The sequence below is a fragment of the Streptomyces ficellus genome (genome assembly GCF_009739905.1).
GTDB classification, from domain to species: domain Bacteria; phylum Actinomycetota; class Actinomycetes; order Streptomycetales; family Streptomycetaceae; genus Streptomyces; species Streptomyces ficellus_A.
In genome coordinates, this window is sequence record NZ_CP034279.1 from 4,881,622 (window position 1) to 4,901,394 (window position 19,773).

Below are 19,773 nucleotides of genomic sequence, written 5' to 3' on the forward strand. Positions count from 1 at the left end.
CGCCGTGCCTACGCGTCCGCCGCCTGCGCCCGCAGCGCGCGCTCGACGCCCGCCCGCGACTCCGACACCAGCCGGCGCAGCGCCGCGTTCGGCCCGGCGTCCGCGAGCCAGGCGTCCGTCGCCTCCAGGGTCTCCTGGGACACCTGGAGCGCCGGGTACAGCCCCACCGCGATCTGCTGGGCCATCTCGTGCGAGCGGGACTCCCACACGCCCTTGACCGCCGCGAAGTACCGCTCGGTGTACGGGGCCAGCAGCTCGCGCTGGTCGGTCTGGACGAAGCCGCCGATCACCGCCTCCTGCACGGCGTTCGGGAGCTTGTCCGAGTCGACGACCGACGCCCACGCCTCGGCCTTGGCCTCCTCGGTCGGCCGGGCCGCCCGTGCGGTCGCCGCGTGCCGCTCACCGGCCGCCGTACGGTCCCGCTCGTACTCCGCGGCGATCTCCGCCTCGTCGTACACGCCCGTGGCCGCCAGCCGCTCCACGAACGCCCAGCGCAGCTCGGTGTCGACGGTCAGGCCCTCGATCGTCTCCGTGCCCTCCAGCAGACCCGTCAGCAGGTCCAGCTGCTGCGGCGTCCGGGCGGTCGCCGCGAACGCCCGCGCCCACGCCAGCTGGTGGTCGCTGCCCGGCGCCGCGGTGCGCAGGTGCGCCAGCGTCGCCTCGGTCCAGCGCGCCAGCGCCGCCTCACGCCGCTCGGGCGCCGCGTACAGGTCCAGCGCCAGCTTCACCTGCCGGTGCAGCGACTGCACCACACCGATGTCCGACTCCTTCGCGATGCCCGACAGCACCAGCTCCAGGTACGCGTGCGTGGCCAGCTCGCCGTCCCGCGTCATGTCCCAGGCGGACGCCCAGCACAGCGCGCGCGGCAGCGACTCGGCGAAGTCGCCCAGGTGCCCGGTGACGTTCTCCAGCGACACCTCGTCGAGGCGGACCTTGGCGTACGACAGGTCGTCGTCGTTGAGCAGCACCACCGCCGGGCGCCGCTTGCCCGCGAGCTGCGCCACCTCGGTCCGCCCGGTCGCCGTGACGTCCAGCTCCACCCGGTCCGTGCGGACCAGCTTGCCGCCGTCCAGGTCGTACAGGCCGATCGCGATCCGGTGCGGCCGCAGCACGGGCTCGCCCTTGGCGCCGGCCGGGAGCGCCGGGGCCTCCTGCCGGACCGCGAACGAGGTGATCACACCGTTCCCGTCGACCTCGATCTCCGGGCGCAGGATGTTGATGCCGGCGGTTTCCAGCCATGCCTTCGACCAGGTCCGCAGGTCGCGCCCGGAGGTCTCCTCCAGCGCGCCCAGCAGGTCCGACAGGCGCGTGTTGCCGAACGCGTGCCGCTTGAAGTACGCCTGCACACCCCGGAAGAACGCGTCCACGCCGACGTACGCCACCAGCTGCTTCAGCACCGAGGCGCCCTTGGCGTAGGTGATGCCGTCGAAGTTGACCAGGACGTCGTCCAGGTCGTTGATCTCGGCCATGATCGGGTGCGTGGACGGCAGCTGGTCCTGCCGGTACGCCCAGGTCTTCATCGAGTTCGCGAACGTCGTCCACGAGTGCGGCCAGCGCGAGCCGGGCGCCGCGGCCTGGCAGGCGATGGAGGTGTACGTGGCGAACGACTCGTTCAGCCACAGGTCGTTCCACCACTCCATGGTGACCAGGTCGCCGAACCACATGTGCGCCAGCTCGTGCAGGATGGTCTCGGCCCGCACCTCGTACGCCGCGTCCGTCACCTTGGAGCGGAAGACGTACTGGTCGCGGATGGTCACCGCGCCCGCGTTCTCCATCGCGCCCGCGTTGAACTCCGGCACGAAGAGCTGGTCGTACTTGGCGAACGGGTACGCGTAGTCGAACTTCTCCTGGAACCAGTCGAAGCCCTGCCGCGTCACCTCGAAGATCGCGTCCGCGTCCAGGTACTCGGCCAGCGAGGGCCGGCAGTAGATGCCCAGCGGCACGCTCTGCCCGTCCTTCTCGTACGAGCTGTGCACCGCGTGGTACGGGCCGACGATCAGGGCCGTGATGTAGGTGGAGATCCGCGGTGTGGGTTCGAAGACCCAGGTGTCGTCCTTCGGCTCCGGCGTCGGGCTGTTCGAGATCACGGTCCAGCCCGCCGGCGCCTTCACGGTGAACTGGAACGTGGCCTTCAGGTCGGGCTGCTCGAAGCTCGCGAACACCCGCCGCGCGTCCGGCACCTCGAACTGGGTGTAGAGGTACGCCTGGTCGTCGACCGGGTCGACGAACTTGTGCAGGCCCTCACCGGTGTTCGTGTACGCGCAGTCCGCGACGACCGTCAGCTCGTTGCGGCCCTGCTTCAGGTGCTTCAGCGTGATCCGCGCGTCCCGGAAGACCGCAGCGACGTCCAGCGCGTGCCCGTTCAGCGTGACCTTGTGCACGGCCGGGGCGACCAGGTCGATGAAGGTCTCAGCCCCGTCCTCGGCGGAATCGAAGCGCACGGTGGTCACCGACCGGTAGGTCGCTTCCTCCTGCGCGCCACCGAGATCGAGGTCGATCTCGTACGAGTCCACGGTCAGCAGCTCCGCCCGCCGCTGGGCCTCTTCACGGGTCAGGTTCGTGCCAGGCACCCGGTCATCTCCTCGTTGTGTGACGTTTGCGGTCATCCTTCCACGTACGCCAAGGGGCCGCCCCACCGTTTCGGCGGGGCGGCCCCTTCGCGGACCTCGGGCGCGGGCGGGCGGGTCAGGCGCCCTTGAGCTCCTCGGCCACCAGCTCCGCGATCTGCACGGCGTTCAGCGCCGCGCCCTTGCGCAGGTTGTCGCCCGACAGGAACAGCGCCAGGCCGTTCTCGACGGTCTCGTCGACCCGGATCCGGCCCACGTAGGAGACGTCCTTGCCGGCCGCCTGGAGCGGGGTCGGGATGTCGGAGAGCTCCACGCCCTCGGCGTCCTTCAGCAGCTCGTAGGCGCGCTCCACGCCGATCGGGCGCTCGAAGCGGACGTTGACCTGGAGGGAGTGGCCGGAGAAGACCGGGACGCGCACACAGGTGCCGGAGACCTTGAGGTCCGGGATCTCCAGGATCTTGCGGGACTCGTTGCGGAGCTTCTGCTCCTCGTCCGTCTCGAACGAGCCGTCGTCGACGATCGCACCGGCCAGCGGCAGCACGTTGAAGGCGATGGGGCGCTTGTAGACGCCCGGCTCCGGGTACGCCACGGCCTCACCGTCGTGGGTGAGCTCGGCGGCCTTGTCCGCGACGGCCTTGACCTGGCCGTCCAGCTCCGCGACGCCCGCCAGACCCGAGCCGGAGACCGCCTGGTAGGTGGTGGCGACCAGGGCGGTCAGGCCCGCCTCCTGGTGCAGCGGCTTCAGCACCGGCATGGCGGCCATGGTGGTGCAGTTCGGGTTGGCGATGATCCCCTTGGGGCGGTCCTTGATCGCGTGCGGGTTCACCTCGGACACCACCAGCGGCACCTCGGGGTCCCGGCGCCAGGCGGAGGAGTTGTCGATCACCACGGGGCCCTGGGAGGCGACCTTCTCGGCGAGCGCCTTCGAGGTGGCGCCGCCGGCCGAGAAGAGCACGATGTCCAGGCCGGTGTAGTCGGCCGTCGAGGCGTCCTCGACGGTCACGCCGTCCAGGACCGTGCCCGCCGAACGGGCGGAGGCGAAGAGTCGCAGCTCGTCCACCGGAAAATTACGCTCGGCAAGGATCTTGCGCATGACCGTGCCGACCTGACCGGTGGCTCCGACGATTCCGACCTTCACAGGGGTTCCTCCGTACGTGCTTGCGGGCCTGGCGGCCTGGCTGCCGCCCCCATGATGCGTATCACCAGGTCCGGCTTGTCCAATTCATTGTCCGCGACGTGAGAAGCAGCACGCCAGCCGAGCGGGCGGCACGGGCGGCGGGACGAGGGGGAACGCGGAAGGGCGGGCGCCCGGTCCGGACGCCCGCCCTCACTCACCGTGCGTACGGCGTTACGGCGTGACCTTCTCGATCACGACGCTGCCCGAGCCCGCGGCCGTGCCGCGCGCCGTCAGCAGCGACACCTCGCCGAAGAACCGCCGGCCCTCGGGGGCCGCGCCGTTCACCAGCACCTCCGCCGCGACCTGCGCGGACGCACCGCTCGCCAGCTTCACCGGCTTCGACTCGTCGACCTTGATCGTGCCGAGCGAGGACGAGAAGTACACGTCCTTGTAGTCGTACGTGGTCGACCCGGACGGCACCGCGTACCCGTCGACGACGACCGTGTACGTACCGGCGGCGGGCTTGACCAGGGAGACCGACTCCTCCGAGTCGCCGTCCGCGGACGTGCCCACGACCTTGCCGTCCTTCAGGACGGTCAGGTCGAGGTCGGCACCCTTGTCGGAGGTGTTGCCGATCGCCACGTCCAGCCGCTCGACACCCTCGCCGACCGTCACCGTGCTGGTCTGCGACTCGTGGTTCGCGATCGTCGGCGTGGCGACCTTCGCGGAACCGAGCGGGCCGCCCTTCAGCCTGCCGTCGATCGCCGCGAACGTGTTGGTGACCTTCCAGCCGACCGCGGCCGGCGTGCCGGCCTTCGCCTCCGTGACCGTCTGCACGGCCGGGTCGAAGGCCGCGCCCAGCAGGGTGACGTCCAGCTCGTACGGGTTGTTCAGGTCCGGCGACGTACGCCGCGACTCGACCTCGATCTCCCAGACGCCCGGCGCCGGGTCGGCGTACGAGCGCACGTCCGGGCGGCAGGTGTTGGCCGGGTTGTAGTGCGGGTAGCACAGGTTGGACGCGGTGTCCTCGACGGCCACACCGTACGGGTGGATGGCGATGAACCGGGTCTGGCTCTTCTCCTTCAGCCCGCCGATCGCCACCTCCAGCGCCTTGGCGCCCTGCGGCACGGTCACGAAGTACGACATGTGGCTGTTGCGCTGGACGCTGCCGCGCGCCGAGAAGGTGTGCGACGGCTTCGCCAGCTCGTGGGAGACGACCACGGTGGCCATGATCTGCTTGTCGACGCCCTCGGTGTCCTCGTCGTCCGCCTCCAGGATCGCGCTGTGCACGCCCGCGGAGCCGGGCCTCGCCTGCACCTTGACGGTGACCGGCTTGTTCAGCGGCAGGTCCACCTCGTCGTCGCCGAGGATGCGGAACGTGCCGTCGTCGTACTTCAGGTCCAGCTCGTGCTCGACCGGCCGGTCCGGGCCCGTCGTGCGGGTGATCTGGACGTCGTAGACCTTCTTCTGGCCGGCCTTCAGACCGCCCTCACGGTCGTAGATGCCCGTGCCGGGCTTCTTCAGGTGCTGGTCCAGCGCGGTGTCGACGGGGGCGGCGACCTTGTACTCGTGCGCGGTCGCGCCCTTCCGGATGGACTTCCAGGCGTCCACGACGTCGATCAGGCCCGCGCCCTGCTCGTGCGCGGCGACCCCGTGGATCCGGTTCGCGGTGCTGGTCAGCGCGGTGCGCAGGGTCAGCGGCGACAGCTCGATCCGCTGCTGCTTCGCGGCCGAGATCAGCAGCGCGCTCGCGCCCGCCGCCTGCGGCGAGGACATCGAGGTGCCGTTGAGCATCCCGTACCCGGCGGGCAGCTGGTAGTCGGTCTCCGGCACGCCGGCACCGGCCATCCACAGCGGGATGGTGTTGACCGCGGAGCCGGGCGCGGAGATCGACGGCGTGAAGCCGCCGTCCTCGCGCGGGCCGCGCGAGGAGAACGGGAACATCGCGTACTTCTTCGCGACGACCGAGTTGTAGTTGGCCTTCCAGGTGTCCCGGGAGATGGCCGCGCCGACCGACAGGACCTTGTCGGCCAGGCCGGGGTCGCCGATGGTGTTGACGCCGGGGCCCTCGTTGCCGGCCGAGATGACCAGCTGGACGCCGTAGGTGTCGATCAGCCGGCCGTACAGCTCGGCGCGCGCGTTGTCGCCGGAGTTGAGCGCCGGCAGACCGCCGATGGACATGTTGACGATGTCCACGCCGCGGTTGATCACGAGGTCGGCCATGCCCTCGGTCAGGGCGGTGTTGGTGCAGCCGCCCGACCAGGTGCACGCGCGCGAGGAGACGAGCTTCGCGCCGGGGGCGGCGCCGTCCATCTTCCCGCCGAACAGCCCGTGCGCGGCCGTGATGCCGGCGACGTGCGAGCCGTGGTCGGAGTTGACGACGCCGATGTTGACGTAGTCGGCCTTGTCGCCGTTCGCGTTGTACTCGACGTCCTTGCGGATCTCCACCACGAACGGGATGCGCTCGGCCACCGGGGTGGCCGGGTCGTCCGTGCCGAAGTGGCCGGTCTGGAAGCCGTCCTTGTACGGCTTCATCGCGGCGTCGTCGGTGAAGTCGGCGTTGTCGTTCAGGTCGACCCGGACGGTGCCGGCCGCGGCGTCGTACAGCACGCCCCAGGCGTCGGTGGTGTCACCGTCCCGGTTGAGGTCACCGGCCATGTCACCGCCCTTGGTGACCGCCTCGGCGAACCGGCTGTAGGCGTGCTTGCCCGCCGGGGCCCGGTAGGTGCGGCCGTCCGCGGTGAACGTCGGCCCCTCCACGGCGACGTTCATCCTGCGCCACGTGCCGTCCCCGTCGGCGACCGGGTCGGTGGCGGTCACCCAGTCGGTGATCTTCCGCTCGCCGGTGGTGGTCCTCTGCAGCGCCGGGTGGTCCAGGTCGACACCGGAGTCGAGGATGCCGATGGTCACGCCCCGGCCGTCGGCCTTGGGGTACTTCTTGACGAAGTCGACCGCGCCCGTCTCGTGGGACGGGTTGTACGGGTTCTTCGCCGGGGTCCTGGCGCCCGGGCCGCGGTCGGCGCCCTTGGTGCCGGTGGCGCCCCGCGCGGCGGACTGGCCCGCGTCGGGCGACGGGTCGTCCAGCTCGATCTCGTACTGGAGGTCGATGCCCTTGACGGAGGGCAGCTTCGCGGCCGCGGTGAGCGCCGACTCGGCCTTCGCGGTCGGCAGGGTGGCGCGGACGTAACCGAGCTTGTCGTACGTCGTGCCGAGGGTGGCGCCCGTGACGCCGTCGAGCTGCGCGGCGACCTGCTCGGTCTGGCCCGGCGCGGTGGCCACCATGACGGTGACGGTCTTCTTCCCCGCCGCCTCCGCCTCGGCCAGCCGCTCGGTGTCGGCCGCGCCCAGCTTGTCCGCGGCGGCGGACGAGGGGGCGGGCTTGGGGGGTGCGGGGTCCGCCGGGTCGGCGGCGAACACCGGGGCGGTACCGGCCGCGACGAGCGCGGCCACCAGGCCGGCGGCGGCGGCCACGCGGGCCGCCCGTCTGTGCCCGGGGGTCGGGCTCCCCGATATGGAGCCCTGGGAGTCGAGCGTGGTCATCAGCATCCCTGTATGTGAAAGAGACAGTCCGGAATTCGGAGCCGGATGACCGCTCACCCTTTCGCACGCGGAGGTGTTTTGTGGAGGGCTGCCGGAGCCGGGATCGGGCCATGGCGGAGACCCGCCACCGCGGGCACTCCGCCAAGGGGAACGAACCGGGACTCAACACCCCATAAATGATTCAGCGTTCACCTTTCCGCCTCCTCGCCGGCGCCCGCCGTCCCCGACGTTGCGCGGTGCCGTCCGGCGCCACCACCTCGATCCTCAGGTCACCGAGACGCGTGTGGCGGGCGTCGACCGCCAACCGGTCGGCGGCCAACCGGCCATTCCGGGCATGCATGGGTCGATACCTTTACGTGCTTCTCGTGCTTCTCGTGCGTTCCGGAAGCCTCTGTGCCGGGTCGTCCCCGGCCGACTAACCTCGGTGCATGAAGCAGAGGTTGAGGGTGGCGGCCTACGCCGTGTGCGTACGCGACGGACAGGTTCTGCTGGCCCGCGGCTTCGCCGACGACGGAACGGCGGAATGGACCCTGCCCGGCGGCGGCATGGACCACGGGGAGGACCCCTTCGACACCGTCGTGCGGGAAGTCGAGGAGGAGACCGGCTACCTTGCCGAGGTGACGGCCCTCCTCGGAGTCGACTCGGTACGGCGCCGCCGCACCGGCCGCCTCGGCGGCGGCTCCGACTTCCAGGCCCTGCGCGTCCTCTACGAGGCCCGCGTGACCGGCGGTGAACTGCGCCCCGAGGTGGGCGGCTCCACCGACCTGGCCGCCTGGTACCCGCTGGACGCCGTCCCCTCGCTCGTACGCGTCGGGCTGGTCGACACCGGGCTGCGGCTGTGGCGTGAGCGGCCCGCTGCGGGGCGGCTCGTGCAGAACGGCTGAAACACGCTCAACCCGAACGAAGCACGCAACTGCGCCTCGTGCCCCGGGAGTCCTGCCCCGTGAGAGCACGTCGCGCAGAGGGGAACTCCGACATGTCCGTACGGAAGAAGCTGCCCGCGGCCCTGGTGGCGGGCGCGCTCGCCGCCACCGCCTTCGCCGCGCCCGCCATGGCCGGTGAACGGACCGGCGACCGGACCCCGGACGGGACCGGGGACCGGCACCGGGCCACCCGGGCGGCCGTCGAGGCGCTCGTCCGGGACGGCGTGCCCGGCGCGCTCGCCCAGGCGCAGGACCGGCACGGCACCTGGAACGGCAGCGCCGGCGTCGCCGACCGCACCACCGGCGCCCCCCGCCACCCCCGGGACCGCTACCGCGTCGGCTCCATCACCAAGCCGTTCGTCGCCACCGTCGTCCTGCAACTGGAGGCCGAGGGCAGACTGGACCTCGACGACACGGTCGAGCGCCGGCTGCCCGGCGTGGTCCGGGGCAACGGCCACGACGGCCGGAAGATCACGCTCCGCCAACTGCTCAACCACACCAGCGGCGTCTACGACGTCACCTCCGACCCCGGCTTCCAGGACAAGGTCCTCGGCTCCGGCTTCCTGGAACACCGTTATGACACCTGGGCCCCGCGCCACCTGGTGGACATCGCCATGCGCCACGCACCGGACTTCGCCCCCGGCACCGGCTGGAGCTACTCCAACACCAACTACGTGCTGGCCGGCCTGGTCATCGAGAAGGTCACCGGACGGCCCTACGGCAAGGAGGTCGAACGCCGCGTCCTGAAGCCGCTCGGCCTGCGCGCCACCAGCGTGCCCGGCATCGACCCGAGGATGCCCGCGCCCAGCGGCCGGGCCTACTCCACCCTCGGCCGGGAACCCGGCGCACCCGTCCACGACGTCACCGAGCTGAACCCGTCCGTCGCCTGGGCCGCCGGCGAGATGGTCTCCGACTCCGCCGACCTCCAGCGCTTCGTCCGGGCGCTGCTCACGGGCCGGCTGCTGCCACCCCGGCAGATGAAGGAGCTGACCGCCACCGTCCCGGTGGGCGCGGACGCGCCGGGCGTCCGCTACGGCCTCGGGGTGATGGTGCGGAAGCTGAGCTGCGGCGAGGAGGCGTGGGGCCACGGCGGCGGCATCCACGGGTCCGGCTCGGACGTGGTGGCCACCCGCGACGGGAAGCACTCGCTGGCGCTGAACGTCAACGGCGACTGGGCGGGCGACACCCACGCGGTCGTCGAGGCGGAGTTCTGCGGCTGACCTACCGGGGCAGCACCACCACGTAGGCGGCCGGGGCGCGGTCCCCGGCCGCCATCAGCGCGGTGCGCACCACGATCGACTGCTGCTCCAGGGCGTCCCGCAGCTTCCGGGGCGTGATGTGGACGACGGTGATGCCGAGCCGCTCCAGCTGCTCGCGCTTGCGGGTGCTCTCCGACCAGTCGGTGTCGTCGTCCTGGCGCGGCGACCGGGTGTCGAGCTCGACGGCGACGGCGTGGTCGGGCCAGTACGCGTCCACACCGCCGAGGTGCGGGCCGCCCGGCAGCCGGAGGTCGACGTTCCACAGGGGCTCCGGCAGGCCGTACGACCGCACCATCTCGTACAGCCTGTCCTCCGCCAGCACCCGCCCCTCGGCGAGCAGCGTGTCGACCGCGTCCACCACGTGCGGCCGCGTCAGCAGCCGCGCCGCGTTCAACTCGCGCACCACCGCCGCCGGTTCGCAGTGGCCGCCGCGCACGGCCTCGGTCAGCAGCCGGCGCACGGTATGGGCGTCACCGAGCTGCGCGACGGCGTCCGCCAGGGCGCGGGCCACCGGGGCGACCGCGACGCCGGTGACCTCCAGCGGCCTGGGCAGCTCCGGCGTGCGCACGATCCGTACGCAGCCGGTGGACCGCAGCCGCCGGGTGCGCGGGACGAGGACGTCGATGCGGTCCAGCGCCGGCAGCGCCGGGGCCGACGCGAACCGGTACAGCGCGAGTGCCGCCTGTCCGGTGACCATCGCCTCGACCGCCGGCGGCCGGGCCTGCCGGTGCGGCTGCGGCTGCTGCGGTTGCCGGTCGGCGTACAGCAGGGCGGCCTGCAGCCGCTCCTCGCTGGTGGGCGGCCCGGGGTGCAGCAGGTACACGCCCGGCAGGAACTGCTGCCAGGGGCCGCCGGGCCGGCACTGGGCGCCGGCCTCGGCGGCGGACACGCCGTGCGCCCGCAACTGCGCGGCGGACAGCACCCGGCGCCGGTCGGTGGCGAGGTGGGACAGGGGGCGGGGGGAGAGCGGGGTGTTCGTCATGCCCCGGGGGTTCCCGTCAACGGGCCCCTCGCTAACCGCTGTTACACGCCCGTCGACAATCCGGGACAACCCCGTCCTAAAGTACGGACGTTCGAGTGCCGATCAGCGACCCCGATCACGGCCCCGACCTGCACCGCGACCCGTTCCCGGACCGCTGTTCGGTACGGGAACGGACGCACCCCCGGCGCGGGCCCCGGGTCAGCCCGCCGCCGCGTCGCAGGCCTGGGCGCGCAGGGCGCGGGCCAGGTCGTCCCGGGACTCCAGGACCAGCCGGCGCAGCGCCGGGGCGGCCGACTCGTGCGCGGCGAGCCAGGCGTCGGCCGCCTCCAGGGTGGCCGGGTCGTCCTGGAGGGACGGGAACAGCCCCCGCACCACGTCCATGCCGATCTGGATCGACCGCTCGGCCCACACCCGCTCGATCGCGGCGAAGTACTTCGGCGCGTACGGAGCGGTCAGCGCCCGCTGCGACGGCTGGCCGAAGCCCGCGATCACCGCCTCCACCAGCGCGTTCGACAGCGCGTCCGACTCGACGACCTGCGCCCACGCCTGCGCCTTGACGGCCGGGGACGGGCGGGCCGCCAGGCAGCGCACCTGGTGGCGCTTGCCCGAGGCCGTGTCGTCCCGCGCCAGCTCCGCCGCGATCACCGTCTCGTCCGCCCGGCCGTGCGCGGCCAGCGGCTCCAGGAACGACCACCGCAGCTCCTGGTCCACGTCCAGCCCGTCGATCGCCGCCGTGCCCGCCAGCAGCCCCTCGAGGAGCTGGAAGTGCGCGTCGTCCGCCGCCGCCGACGCGAAGAACCGCGCCCACGTCAGCTGCTGCTCACTGCCCGGCTCGGCCGCCCGCAGCTCCCGCAGGGCACCCTCGGCGAGCAGCCGTCCGCCCTCCTCGCGCCACCGCGGCGACGCGTAGTGCACCAGCGCCGACCGCGCCCAGGCGTGCAGCATCTGGAGCACACCGATCTCCGACTCGCGCCCGGCGAAGGCCAGCACCAGGGACACGAACTCCCGGGCCGGCAACAGCCCGTCACGCGTCAGGTTCCACAGGGCGGACCAGCACAGCGCCCGCGCCAGCGGGTCCTTCAGGTCGCCCAGGTGCCCCCGCAGCGTGGCCAGCGAGACCTCGTCGAAGCGCACCTTGCAGTACGTGAGGTCGTCGTCGTTGACCAGCACGAGCGCCGGGCGCTCGGCCCCCGCCAGCTCCGCCACGACGGTCCGCCCACCGGTGACGTCCACCTCCGCGCGGGCGTACCTCACCGGCTCGCCGTCCGGGGTCAGCCGGTACAGGCCCACCGCCACCCGGTGCGGGCGCAGCTCCGCGCCCTCCTGGAGCACGGCCAGCTCCGCGACCCGGCCGTCCGCGCCGTACGTCACCTCCGGCGTCAGCACGTTGACGCCGGAGGTCTCCAGCCAGGACCGCGACCAGGCCCGCATGTCCCGCCCGGACGTCTCCTCCAGCACCGACAGCAGGTCGTCCAGGCGGGTGTTGCCGTACGCGTGCCGCTTGAAGTACCGGCGGGCGCCCTCCAGGAACGCGTCCCGGCCCGCGTAGGCCACCAGCTGCTTGAGCACCGCCGCGCCCTTGGCGTAGGTGATGCCGTCGAAGTTCAGCTTGGCGTCCTCCAGGTCACGGATGTCGGCCGTGACGGGATGTGTCGACGGCAGCTGGTCCGCCCGGTACGCCCACGCCTTGCGGTTGTTGGCGAAGGTCACCCAGCTGTTGGTGAACCGGGTCGCCTCCGCGAGCGAGAAGGACCCCATGAAGTCCGCGAAGGACTCCTTGAGCCACAGGTCGTCCCACCACTTCATGGTGACGAGGTCGCCGAACCACATGTGCGCCATCTCGTGCAGGATGACGTTGGCCCGGCGCTCGTACGCCGCCTGCGTCACCTTGCCCCGGTAGATGTACTCCTCGCGGAAGGTCACCATGCCCGGGTTCTCCATGGCGCCCAGGTTGTACTCGGGCACGAAGGCCTGGTCGTACTTCCCGAAGGGGTACGGGTAGTCGAAGTTGTCGTGGAAGAAGTCGAAGCCCTGCTTGGTGACCAGGAAGACGTCGTCCGCGTCGAAGTGCCGGGCCAGGCTGCGGCGGCACATCGCGCCCAGCGGGATCTCCAGTCCGCCGCGCCGGTAGGTGTCCGTCACGTAGTGGTACGGACCGGCCACGACACAGGTGATGTACGTCGAGATGGGCGCCGTCTCGGCGAACCGCCGGACCTCGCCGTCGCGCGACTCCTCCGCGCCGTTGCTCCACACCGACCAGGCCTCGGGGGCCGTCACCTCGAACCGGAACGGCGCCTTCAGGTCGGGCTGTTCGAAGTTGGCGAACACCCGCCGCGCGTCGGCCGGCTCGTACTGCGTGTAGAGGTAGACCTCGCCGTCCTCCGGGTCGACGAAGCGGTGCAGCCCCTCACCGGTGCGGCTGTAGGCGCACTGGGCGTCCACCACCAGCACGTTCTCCTCGGCGAGACCGTCCAGCGCGATCCGGGAACCGTCGAAGACGGCCGCCGGGTCCAGCTCCCGCCCGTTGAGCGTCACGGCGGTCACCGAGGGGGCGATCAGGTCCACGAACGTGGCCGAACCGGGCGCGGCGCACCGGAACCGGATGGTCGTCACCGAACGGAACGTCCGCCGCTGCGACTCGCTCCCCCCGACGGCCGACCGCAGGTCGAGCGCGACCTCGTACCCGTCGACGGACAAGAGCTCGGCCCGCTCGCGGGCCTCGTCGCGGGACAGATTCTCACCGGGCACGGGCGGCACTCCTTCGTGGCTCGTCTGGACAGCAGTGATCCTGCCATGCGGCACTGACACGCGGGGACACCCGGGCACACCTGGGCACGCCTGGGGAATGCGCCGGCGGCCGGGGACGTTGTGGCCGGGGACGAGCACGGCCCGACCCCGCGAGTGCAGACGACGAGGAGAGACATGTCCGAGAGCAGGACCACCGCCGACTTCTGGTTCGACCCGCTGTGCCCGTGGGCGTGGATGACGTCCCGCTGGATGCTGGAGGTCGAGAAGGTCCGCCCGGTGGACGTCCGCTGGCACGTGATGAGCCTCGCCGTCCTCAACGAGGACAAGCTGGACGAGCTTCCGGCGGAGTACCGGGAGATGCTGGAGACCCAGGCATGGGGGCCGGTGCGGGTCGTCGTGGCCGCCCAGCAGCTGCACGGCGACGAGGTGGTCGGCAAGCTCTACACCGCGCTCGGCACCCGGTTCCACAACAAGGGCGAGGGCCCGACCGTCTCGGCGGTCCGCGCGGCCCTGGAGGACGTGGGCCTGCCCGTCTCCCTCGCCGAGTACGCCGAGAAGGACACCTACGACGCCGAGCTGCGCGCCTCGCACCACGAGGGCATCAGCAAGGTGGGCCAGGACGTCGGCACCCCGGTCATCGCGGTGCCCGGCCCGGACGGCGAGCAGATCGCCTTCTTCGGCCCGGTCGTCACCCCCGCGCCCAAGGGCGAGGAGGCGGCCCGCCTGTGGGACGGCACGCTGCTGGTGGCGTCGGTGCCCGGCTTCTACGAGCTCAAGCGCAGCCGCACCCAGGGCCCGGACTTCAGCAACCTGTAACCGGGCGCGCCCGCCGCGCGCACAGAAGGCCCCCCGCGAGTCACGTCCTCGCAGGGGGCCTTCCTTCATCCGCCTGCCCCGTGAAGGTTGAGAAGACGATCACGAGCAGGGCGTTTCAGGGCACCCGGGTCAGGGGGTGATCAGCGGCGTGCGGTCCTTGGCCTCGGAGTAGCGCTTGGCCACGTCCTGCCAGTTGACGACCTCCCACATCGCGTCGATGAAGTCCACCTTCTGGTTCTTGTACTGGAGGTAGAAGGCGTGCTCCCAGGCGTCGAACACCAGGATCGGCACCGAGCCCTGGCCGACGTTGCCCTGGTGGTCGTAGACCTGCTCGACGATGAGGCGGCCGCTGACCGGCTCGTACGCCAGGACGCCCCAGCCCGAGCCCTGGGTGGTCGCGGCGGCCTTGGTGAGCTGGGCCTTGAACTTGGCGAAGGAGCCGAAGGAGGCGGAGATCGCGTCGGCGAGCTCACCGACACCGTCGGCCGCCAGCGGTTCGCCACCGCCGCCGTTCGACTTGCCGGTCATGTTGTGCCAGTAGATGGAGTGCAGGATGTGGCCGGAGAGGTGGAACGCGAGGTTCTTCTCCAGGCCGTTGATCGACCCCCACGCCTCCTTGTCCCGGGCCTCCTCCAGCTGCTCCAGGGTGTCGTTCGCGCCCTTGACGTAGGCGGCGTGGTGCTTGTCGTGGTGCAGCTCGATGATCTGCGGGTTGATGACCGGCTCGAGCTCCGCGTAGTCGTACGGAAGTTCAGGAAGTGTGTAGATCGCCATGTCCGAGCCCTCCGACTGCTGCTTCTTGCGAGCGATGCTTATTGCGAACGATATGCAAGTGCAGGCTAGCAGCAGGTCGGGCCGGAATTGATCAGCCCTTCGTCCTAGGGCGCGCGTCCCGGGCGATCACCGCCAGGTCCGGGAAGTCCGTCACCACGGCGTCGACGCCCAGCGCGAAGTGCCGGGCGTACTCGGCGAAGGCGTCCCCGAAGGCGTCCGGGTCGGTACCGCGACGCAGCTCGGGCGGCAGGTACCGGTTCTCGGCGCGGAAGGTGTACGCGCCGACCCTCAGCCCCGCGGCGTGCGCGTCCGCGAGCAGGGTCGAGGGCGCCACCAGGGACGACTTGTCGGGGCCGATCCAGTGCGCGTAGCCGGCGATCGCGCGCAGCCCGGCCGGGGTCGCCATGTCCCGGTACGTCATCGGGTGCCCGTACGGGCCGCCCGCCGTACCGAGGGCCTGCCACAGGGGGACGCCGAGGCGCTCTGCGGCGAGCCGCAGCAGGCTGGACGGCTCGAAGGACTGGATCACGCACTCGTGCGGCCCCGGCCGGCCGCGGCGGACGGACGCGGCGAGGACCGGCTCCAGGGGCAGGCCGATCTCGCGGAAGTACGTGGGGTGCTTGGTCTCGGGGAAGACCGTGACGGTCCGGCCGTGGCGCCTCGACAGCCGCCGCGCCAGATCGACGACCTCCTGGAAGGTGAGCACCCGCTGGTGCCCGTCGAAGACGGTGTTCCTGTTCCGTACCAGGGGCAGGCGCTCGACCGCCCGCAGGGTCCGCAGTTCCGCGAGCGTGAAGTCCTCGGTGAACCAGCCGGTGACGGTCCGCCCGTCGACGGTCTTCGTGGTGCGGCGCCCGGCGAACTCGGGGTGGCGGGCGACGTCCGTGGTGCCGGAGATCTCGTTCTCGTGGCGTACCACCAGGTGGTGGTCCCGGGTGGCGACGAGGTCCGGCTCGATCCAGTCGGCGCCGGTCTCGACGGCGAAGGTGTATGAGGCGGCCGTGTGTTCGGGGCGCCAGCCCGCGGCGCCCCGGTGCCCGATCACGAGCGGGCACCGGCCGGCGGCCCCGGCGCGGGCGGACGCGGTGGCGGGCGGGGAGGCGGCGGCGGTCGCGGCCGCCGCGAGGAGTACCGAGCGACGTCTCATGGGCCCGGACGGTAGGCCCCCGGGCCGCGAACGCCAGGAGCCCCGGCGCACGACGCGCCGGGGCTCCTGTACCGCCACCGTCAGACCTTGCCGGACTCCTTGCGGGTCACCTGGAGCACGTAGCCGGCCACCGCGAGCGCCAGCGTCAGCGCGCCCGTGGCGTACAGCTGGTGCCGCGTCCCCTCCTCGCGGGCCATCAGCACGAAGACCGCCGCCATGCCCGCCAGCGCCGCGTACGTCAGGTACGGGTAGGCCCACATCCGCACGACCAGCTTCTCGGGCGTCTCGCGCTCCGTCCGGCGGCGCAGCACGAGCTGCGAGACCGCGATGAAGATCCAGACGACCAGGATGATCGCGCCGATCATGTTGAGCAGCCACAGGAAGACGTCGTTGGGGCGCCAGTAGCTGAGCAGCACGCACACGAAGCCGATCACCGACGACATCAGGACCGCGATGCGCGGCACGCCGCCGGAGATCCTGCCGAGGGCCTTCGGGCCCTGCCCGCGGGCCACCAGCGAGTTGGCCATGCGGGAGGCGCCGTAGATGTTGGCGTTCATCGCGGACAGCAGGGCGACCAGCACCACGACGTTCATGATCTGGCCGGCGTACGGGATGTCCAGGTGTTCCAGCGTGGCGACGTACGGGCCCTTCTCGGCGACCGCCTCGTCGGTCCACGGCAGCAGCGTGACCACCACGGCCATCGAGCCGATGTAGAAGACGCCGATCCGCCACATCGCCGTACGGACGGCCTTGGCGACGCCCTGCACCGGGTGCTCCGACTCGGCCGCCGCGATCGTGACCGTCTCCAGACCGCCGTACGCGAAGACGGACGCGAGCAGGCCGACTATCAGGCCCTCGGACCCGCTGGGCAGGAAACCGCCGTGGTCGGTGAGGTTCGCCGTGCCGGGGGAGTCCGTGCCGGGCAGCAGGCCCGCGATGGCCAGCGCGCCGATGCCGAGGAAGACGACGATCGCGCCGACCTTGAGGGCGGCGAACCAGAACTCGAACTCGCCGAAGTTCTTCACGGCCGCGAGGTTGGTGGCGCAGAAGACCACCATGAACAGCGCCACCCAGGCCCACTCGGGCGTTCCCGGGAACCAGCCCGTCATGATCTTGGCGGCGCCGATGCCCTCCAGGCCCACGGCCACGCACAGCAGGAACCAGAACGACCAGCCCGCCGTGAAGCCCGCCCAGGGTCCGATGGCCCGCTCGGCGTGCACCGAGAAGGAGCCGGATGCCGGGTTGGCCGCCGACATCTCGCCCAGCATGCGCATCACCAGCATCACGAGCGCGCCGGAGAGGGCGTACGCGATGACGATCGAGGGTCCGGCGGCCGCGATGGCGGTACCCGAGCCGACGAACAGACCGGCGCCGATGACCCCACCGAGGGCGATCATCGACAGATGGCGTTGCTTGAGGCCGTGGGAGAGCGGCGCGTCGGCCGGCGCCGGATCGACCGGCGTCGAGTCGGCGGGCGCGGAGGTCCGAGACATGGGCGTGCCCTGTTCCGTAGCTGAGACGGGGTGCGATGCGTGGGTGGCCCACGAGTCGGGGCCGGCCCACAGTCTGGGCGGGCGCACCGCTCACAGGGAACAACCGCCCGCTATACGGACACCGTGCTCACACAATGTGAAGGATTGGGCACACAATCATCACGAGCGGCACGTGCGCCACTCCCGCAGCCCCGCCACCGCCAGCACCAGCCCGGTCGCCGCCGCCGACCACAGGACCTGCGGCCGCGACCCGTCGTCCAGCAGCATCAGCACCAGGACCGCCGCCATCGCCGCCAGCGCCGCCCACGTCAGCCACGGGAAGCCCCACATGGGCAGCGTCAGCCGCTCGGGCGCCTCGCGCTCGATCCGCCGCCGCAGCCGCAGCTGCGACACCGCGATCAGGCCCCACACGAACAGCAGCACAGCCCCGACCGCGTTCAGCATGTAGAGGAACACCGAGTCCGGCCACTTCAGATTCAGCAGTACGGACACGAAGCCGAACGCCACCGACGCCAGCACCGCCCGGCGCGGCACCCCGCCGCTGGACACCGCGAGCAGCCCCTTCGGCGCCTCGCCACGCTCCGCCAGCGAGAACACCATCCGCGACGAGCCGTACAGATTGGCGTTGAGCGCCGACAGCAGCGCCACGAACACCACGACGTTCATGATCTGGCCCGCCCCCGGCACCCCGATCGCGTCCAGCACCGCCACGTAGGGGCTCTGCCCCGGCACCATCGACGTCCACGGCAGCAGCGTCACGATGACCAGCATCGAACCGACGTAGAAGAGGAGGATGCGCCACACCGCGCTGCGCACCGCCCGCGCCACGTTGCGCGCCGGGTCCTGCGACTCGGCGGCGGCGATCGTCACGACCTCCAGCCCGCCGAACGCGAACACCACCGCGAGGACGCCGGAGACCACCCCGTCCCAGCCGTTGGGCAGGAACCCGCCCTGGCCGGTCAGGTTCGCGAGCCCCACCGGCGCGGTGTCCGGCAGCCACCCGCCGATCGCCAGCACACCGAGGACCAGGAACAGCACGATCGCGCCGACCTTCAGCGCCGCGAACCAGAACTCGAACTCACCGAAGTTCTTCACCGCCGCCAGGTTGGCGACCGTGAACACCACCATGAACACCAGCACCCAGGCCCACTGCGGAACCCCCGGCACCCAGCCGTTGGCGATCCGCGCCGCACCCGTCGCCTCCACCGCCAGCACGACCACCAGCAGGAACCAGTACAGCCAGCCGACCGAGAACCCCGCCCACCGGCCGAGCGCCCGCTCGGCGTGCACCGAGAAGGCGCCCGACGCGGGCATCGCCGCCGACATCTCCCCGAGCATCCGCATCACCAGCATCGCCAGCGCGCCCGCGATCAGGTACGACAGCACGATGCCCGGCCCGGCGACCGCGATCCCGGCGCCCGAGCCCACGAACAGCCCGGCACCGATCACCCCGCCCAGGCCGAGCATCGTCAGATGCCGCTGCTTCAGCCCGTGCGACAGGGGCTCGGGCGCCGGGGCGAGCGGCGGGGACGGGGCGTCGTGCATGGCGCTCGTACTCTCAGGTGACTCTTGGGTAATTGGAAGGACCCCACAGTCTCCCCGGAGACGCCCGTGTGGCGCAAAAGGGACCGTCCACTCGGCCTCCCTAGTGACGAGCGTCACGCGGACCGATGTGTATCCGCCTTCTTTGTTCGAACCCCACCAACGCCCCGTCAGCCGCTTTGTGGTCGGCGGACGGTGATCGGGCGTTCACCCGTGGGCTACGGTCAGCCTGTCCCGCACCACCCCCGCATCCCGCCGGAGTCCCCGATGAGCACAGCCGCCGCCCCCGTCCGCCACGGAGTGGTCCTCGCCGACCTGCTGCCGTCCAGCCGCGTCCGCGACATCGCGCTCGTCGCCGGCGGCGCCGTGCTCACCGGTATCGCCGCCCAGATCTCCGTGCCGGTCCCCGGCTCGCCCGTCCCGGTCTCCGGCCAGACGTTCGCCGCCCTGCTCGTCGGCACCGCCCTCGGCGCCCGCCGCGGCTTCCTGTCCCTCGCGCTGTACACGGTCGCGGGCGTGGCCGGCATGCCGTGGTTCGCCCAGGCCACGTCCGGGTACGGCATGCCCTCCTTCGGCTACATCCTCGGCATGCTGCTCGCCGCCACCGTCGTGGGCGCCCTCGCCCGGCGCGGCGCCGACCGCTCCGTGGCGCGCACGGCCGCCACCATGGCGCTCGGTTCCCTCATCATCTACGCGGTCGGCGTGCCCTACCTGGCCCTGGCGACCGGGATGACGCTCTCCCAGGCCGTGGCCGCGGGCCTGACGCCCTTCCTCCTCGGCGACGCGCTCAAGGCGGCGCTGGCGATGGGCCTGCTGCCCACGGCGTGGAAGGTCCTCGGCCGCAAGGGCTGACACGAACGGGTGA

At 71.8% G+C, this 19,773-nt stretch carries 13 protein-coding genes; 4 read left to right on the plus strand and 9 right to left on the minus strand.

Annotated features, from left to right (window positions below; all coding sequences use genetic code 11):
* Positions 1–8 precede the first annotated feature (8 nt).
* The 3 genes from pepN (EIZ62_RS21840) to EIZ62_RS21850 all read right to left on the minus strand — a co-directional run bounded on the left by pepN (EIZ62_RS21840) (position 9) and on the right by EIZ62_RS21850 (position 7,224).
* On the minus strand, positions 9–2,570 hold the full coding sequence (gene pepN, locus EIZ62_RS21840) for an aminopeptidase N (RefSeq protein ID WP_156694361.1): 2,562 nt from the start codon (positions 2,568–2,570) through the stop codon (positions 9–11).
* A gap of 115 nt (positions 2,571–2,685) precedes the next feature.
* Positions 2,686–3,705, minus strand: a complete 1,020-nt coding sequence (locus EIZ62_RS21845) for an aspartate-semialdehyde dehydrogenase (protein WP_156694370.1) — start codon at positions 3,703–3,705, stop codon at positions 2,686–2,688.
* Positions 3,706–3,915: 210 nt separating this feature from the next.
* The gene (locus EIZ62_RS21850; protein ID WP_425281835.1) at positions 3,916–7,224 is read right to left on the minus strand and encodes a S8 family serine peptidase; all 3,309 of its coding nucleotides are present in this window, start codon (positions 7,222–7,224) and stop codon (positions 3,916–3,918) included.
* A gap of 428 nt (positions 7,225–7,652) precedes the next feature.
* Between EIZ62_RS21850 and EIZ62_RS21855 the strand changes: the two genes are divergently transcribed.
* Both EIZ62_RS21855 and EIZ62_RS21860 read left to right on the plus strand, forming a co-directional pair.
* Positions 7,653–8,108, plus strand: coding sequence for an NUDIX hydrolase (locus EIZ62_RS21855; protein WP_156694373.1), 456 nt, complete (start codon positions 7,653–7,655; stop codon positions 8,106–8,108).
* Positions 8,109–8,200: 92 nt separating this feature from the next.
* The gene (locus EIZ62_RS21860) at positions 8,201–9,367 is read left to right on the plus strand and encodes a serine hydrolase domain-containing protein (protein WP_156694375.1); all 1,167 of its coding nucleotides are present in this window, start codon (positions 8,201–8,203) and stop codon (positions 9,365–9,367) included.
* A 1-nt stretch (position 9,368) separates the two neighbouring features.
* On the opposite strand, the gene EIZ62_RS21865 is transcribed toward EIZ62_RS21860, so the two are convergent.
* Together EIZ62_RS21865 and pepN (EIZ62_RS21870) are read right to left on the minus strand one after the other, a co-directional pair.
* Positions 9,369–10,388, minus strand: a complete 1,020-nt coding sequence (locus EIZ62_RS21865) for a hypothetical protein (protein ID WP_156694377.1) — start codon at positions 10,386–10,388, stop codon at positions 9,369–9,371.
* A gap of 198 nt (positions 10,389–10,586) precedes the next feature.
* Complete coding sequence (gene pepN / locus EIZ62_RS21870) at positions 10,587–13,136, minus strand: aminopeptidase N (RefSeq protein ID WP_156694379.1); 2,550 nt, start codon at positions 13,134–13,136, stop codon at positions 10,587–10,589.
* A 174-nt stretch (positions 13,137–13,310) separates the two neighbouring features.
* Here pepN (EIZ62_RS21870) and EIZ62_RS21875 point away from each other — a divergent pair, with 174 nt between their 5' ends.
* A complete protein-coding gene (locus EIZ62_RS21875) occupies positions 13,311–13,952 on the plus strand; it encodes a DsbA family protein (protein ID WP_156694381.1) in 642 nt (213 codons plus the stop codon).
* Positions 13,953–14,081: 129 nt separating this feature from the next.
* Here EIZ62_RS21875 and EIZ62_RS21880 read toward each other — a convergent pair whose 3' ends face one another.
* The 4 genes from EIZ62_RS21880 to EIZ62_RS21895 all read right to left on the minus strand — a co-directional run bounded on the left by EIZ62_RS21880 (position 14,082) and on the right by EIZ62_RS21895 (position 18,911).
* Positions 14,082–14,726, minus strand: a complete 645-nt coding sequence (locus EIZ62_RS21880; protein ID WP_156694383.1) for a superoxide dismutase — start codon at positions 14,724–14,726, stop codon at positions 14,082–14,084.
* Positions 14,727–14,817: 91 nt separating this feature from the next.
* Positions 14,818–15,873 (minus strand): glycerophosphodiester phosphodiesterase family protein, encoded by a 1,056-nt coding sequence (locus tag EIZ62_RS21885; RefSeq protein ID WP_156694385.1) that lies wholly within the window; start codon positions 15,871–15,873, stop codon positions 14,818–14,820.
* 80 nt (positions 15,874–15,953) lie between these two features.
* Positions 15,954–17,366: an amino acid permease gene (locus EIZ62_RS21890; protein ID WP_156694387.1), complete on the minus strand. Its 1,413-nt coding sequence runs from the start codon at positions 17,364–17,366 to the stop codon at positions 15,954–15,956.
* 159 nt (positions 17,367–17,525) lie between these two features.
* Positions 17,526–18,911 carry an amino acid permease gene (locus tag EIZ62_RS21895; protein WP_156694388.1) on the minus strand — a complete coding sequence of 462 codons (1,386 nt, stop codon included), beginning with the start codon at positions 18,909–18,911 and terminating at the stop codon, positions 17,526–17,528.
* A gap of 264 nt (positions 18,912–19,175) precedes the next feature.
* Between EIZ62_RS21895 and EIZ62_RS21900 the strand changes: the two genes are divergently transcribed.
* A complete protein-coding gene (locus EIZ62_RS21900) occupies positions 19,176–19,760 on the plus strand; it encodes a biotin transporter BioY (RefSeq protein WP_156694390.1) in 585 nt (194 codons plus the stop codon).
* The last annotated feature ends 13 nt before the right edge of the window (positions 19,761–19,773 follow it).